Raw genomic sequence first — 3,340 nt, 5'->3', positions numbered from 1 at the left:
CTTAGTTTATAAAAAATCTGTCCAATGATTGGGGGGAATTATATTTCTCTCAAGGAATTCCTTTGATGGCAACATTACTTTCCGAAAGCGTTCAACAAGGAAACGAATTTATTGGGCAACTAGATGACAAGGAACTCTTGGACAAATTACTCGGTGAAAAAGGAAAGCTTCAGAATGAAAGAAAAATTCTACAGTCTTGTTCTTTGTTTAACCATATCGGCTTTGAAGATGACCAAAGAAAACAAATAGAATATATTGCTAGAAATAAAAACTTGACAAGTGTTGATATTCAAGATGATAATGTCTTAATAGATAGATTTCTTGAAACCTGCAATCACTATATACATAGACAGATTTTTGAACGTAGAGGTAGATTCATTAGTATGCGTCCCTTTCCGCTCGCTATGTACCTAGCTGGAGAATGGTTAGAAACCTGTTCATCTGAAAAGATGACAGAAATTATTGCTTCAATCTCTATGATTGAAGAGCATGAACACAAGACCAGTCTTTCCGATTCTTTTGCCAAGCAAATGAGATATCTGAATTTTAATCCAAAGGCAATTGAAATCATCGATAAATTAGTGGGACATTTCGGCCCTTTTCATGATGCGAAAGTTTTAAACACTGAATTGGGTTCACGCCTCTTTCGCTCATTTGTAGAAGTGAATCCAATAGCTACATCAAATGCCTTATGGAGTATTTTCGGAGATATGCCAATAGAACAACTATTTAATATTGATGAAGGAAGAAGAAATTTAATATGGGCATTAGAAAAACTATGCTTTGATAATCGAACATTTGAGCAAAGTGCAAAAACATTATTCTTATTTGCACTTGCAGAAAATGAAAAATGGTCGAATAACGCAAGTGGTGAAATAACTCATTTATTTAAGATACATCTTGCTGGTACCTCAGCAGATTTAGACCAAAGATTTAGAGTCTTAGAATGGCTTTCCCAGTATAGTGAAAATCACGATCAAGCGCAAAAGATGTTCTTACGATGCGCAAGTTCAGCCTTAAGTACCAATCATTTCGGAAGGATGATTGGGGCAGAGGAACAGGGAATGATAAAGTTAAAGGATTATGAACCGAAATCATACGATGAAATATTTGGATATTGGCGACGTATATTGGATATACTTTCAAATCGTATAGTTAAAAAAACTGATAGACAAGAAGACTATATTGGAGTGATCATCAATTCAATTCGTTCAATTACACTTTATCATGGTTTTGATTTATTAGTGGACTATCTGAATAATATATTTAACGTTAAAGATTGGGACTGTGAAGAGGGACTACGAGAGTTAAAACAAGTAAACAAATTTGACGACGTATATTTAACGGATAGGGATCGAGAAAACTTAAACAAACTTATCCAACAGCTTACAAAAAACGACTTCAGCTATCGATTCTTGCATGGCTTTGAAAATTTCTATCTTGATCATGAAGATACATCGTTTGAAAATCAAGTTCAATATTTCCATTCTCTAGCCGAGGAGTTTATTAAAGACGGTTATTCTTGGGAAGAGTATTTATTGATATTATACGCTTCAAAACCTAATTTCACTTATTATTTTGGACAGAAGATATATTCTATCATAAAAGATGATGAGAAAAAGGTCATTAAGTTTATTAGTCAATCTATAAATGCGCTAGAAACGATTAAACCAGAACAGCGCAATTACACTATTTTAGCAGGGTTCATATTCAATTTATCAGCAGAGGCAAAAGACTATTTTTATAAAAATATTATCGACTCTTCAATCTCTAATACTGCATTATATTATTTCATAAGTCAAGATAAAGATGGTGGTAGATATTTCGACTATATCTATTTTTATTTAGAAAATAACCCCGAAAGCATTGAGGAACTTATCAAGCATTCATTTAGAGAGCCTATTTTAAATATTACCACTGATGAGGTTATAAAGTTTTTAACCAAGATCTCAGAAAAGAATAAAAACGGATATTTATTAACTATAGAAGTTTTATTTAAATATACTCTTAATTCTAACGAACTATCCGATGAGCTAGTTTCCTTTATGAAAACCTTTATTTACGAAAATGTACAGCACATACACCTTAATGACAGCAGAATTTCAACAATAATTATTGATTTTTTGAATAGAGAAAATGACCCCGAGTTTGCTGATTTTATTCATAAATCAATCATCGAGACTATATCGTGGAATAACACATACCATCTAGATCATTATGTATCATCAATCTATGAAGTTTTAATAACGCGATATTTTGATTCTATATGGTCAAGTCTAAGTAGATATTTAATCGGTACTGATGACTTATATGTGAAATTCTATGGATTAAAATATATACTTGGTTCTAGGATTGGAGGATACATTGGAAGAGTTGGTGTATTATTTAAAAGTGATATAAAGCCAATTTTTGATTGGGCTAACGAAAACATACCATTAGCTCCGGAAAGGTTAGCTATGTTAGTGCCAATATATGATGGTCATAATAATCAATATAATCAACTACATCCTATAACGCAGAAACTAATAGATGATTTTGGAAATATTAAAAATGTATTATCTGAATTAAATGCTAACATGGGGACTTATTCTTGGACAGGATCTATTGTTCCTTTGCTCAAATCACAATTAGAGATATTTAAAACCTTAATTAATCACAAACATGAAAATGTACGAGATTGGGCAAACTATAAAATAAAACAAATCGAAAAAGAAATCATTTTAGAAAATAATAGAGATCAAGAATTGTATTTATAGATATCATTAAGATTATCTAATTTTGGATTTATTCTCTATAAAAGGACAGATAATAAGCGCTACTTCATTGGTTTTCGCTTTTGGTTTTGACCTTTAACTTGGATAAGTTTATTATTCTTATCTATGTTTATATTATCTTGATTTTGTATATCTTTCAACTGATTCAATCGCCTCAAATCCTCCAATAAAAGGTTCGAGTTTTGTACCAGCGGGGTCACCACAATAGAAAGCCATTTTTCATCTGGAGAAACGGCTTTTTTGCATTTCTAAGGGCAGATATGTTACTAGTGGATTACTTTAATCGAAATCGAAGAAATCGCCCAGAAAGGACTTTTTCTTCTTTCGGTAACCCCCGTGGCGGTCGTCGCCCCTTTCCTGATAACGACGGTCGGGATAAGGGTCCCGGTTGCCGGTGGTTTGTGGATATTCCTTTTCGGACTGTTCAATGATTTTATCCAATTCCCCGCGATCCAGCCAGATGCCGCGGCATTTGGGGCAGTAATCGATTTCCACTTGGTTACGTACCGACATTAACAAGGTGTCTATTTCGGAGATATGGGGCCGATGTTTTCGGTCGATACTGG

At 33.3% G+C, this 3,340-nt stretch carries 2 protein-coding genes; one reads left to right on the top strand and one right to left on the bottom strand.

The features are described from left to right. Positions 1-65: 65 nt before the first annotated feature. Positions 66-2,756: a hypothetical protein gene (locus U9S71_RS20715; protein WP_326329763.1), complete on the top strand. Its 2,691-nt coding sequence runs from the start codon at positions 66-68 to the stop codon at positions 2,754-2,756. Between the two features lie 297 nt (positions 2,757-3,053). Here the strand turns inward: U9S71_RS20715 and U9S71_RS20710 are convergent. Further along, positions 3,054-3,340, bottom strand: a 287-nt coding sequence (locus U9S71_RS20710) for a TFIIB-type zinc ribbon-containing protein (RefSeq protein WP_326329762.1), incomplete at its 5' end; no start/stop codon positions are given.

The sequence above is a fragment of the Parapedobacter flavus genome (genome assembly GCF_035818675.1).
GTDB classification, from domain to species: Bacteria; Bacteroidota; Bacteroidia; order Sphingobacteriales; family Sphingobacteriaceae; genus Parapedobacter; species Parapedobacter flavus.
This window is presented reverse-complemented; position numbering and strand designations above follow the sequence as displayed.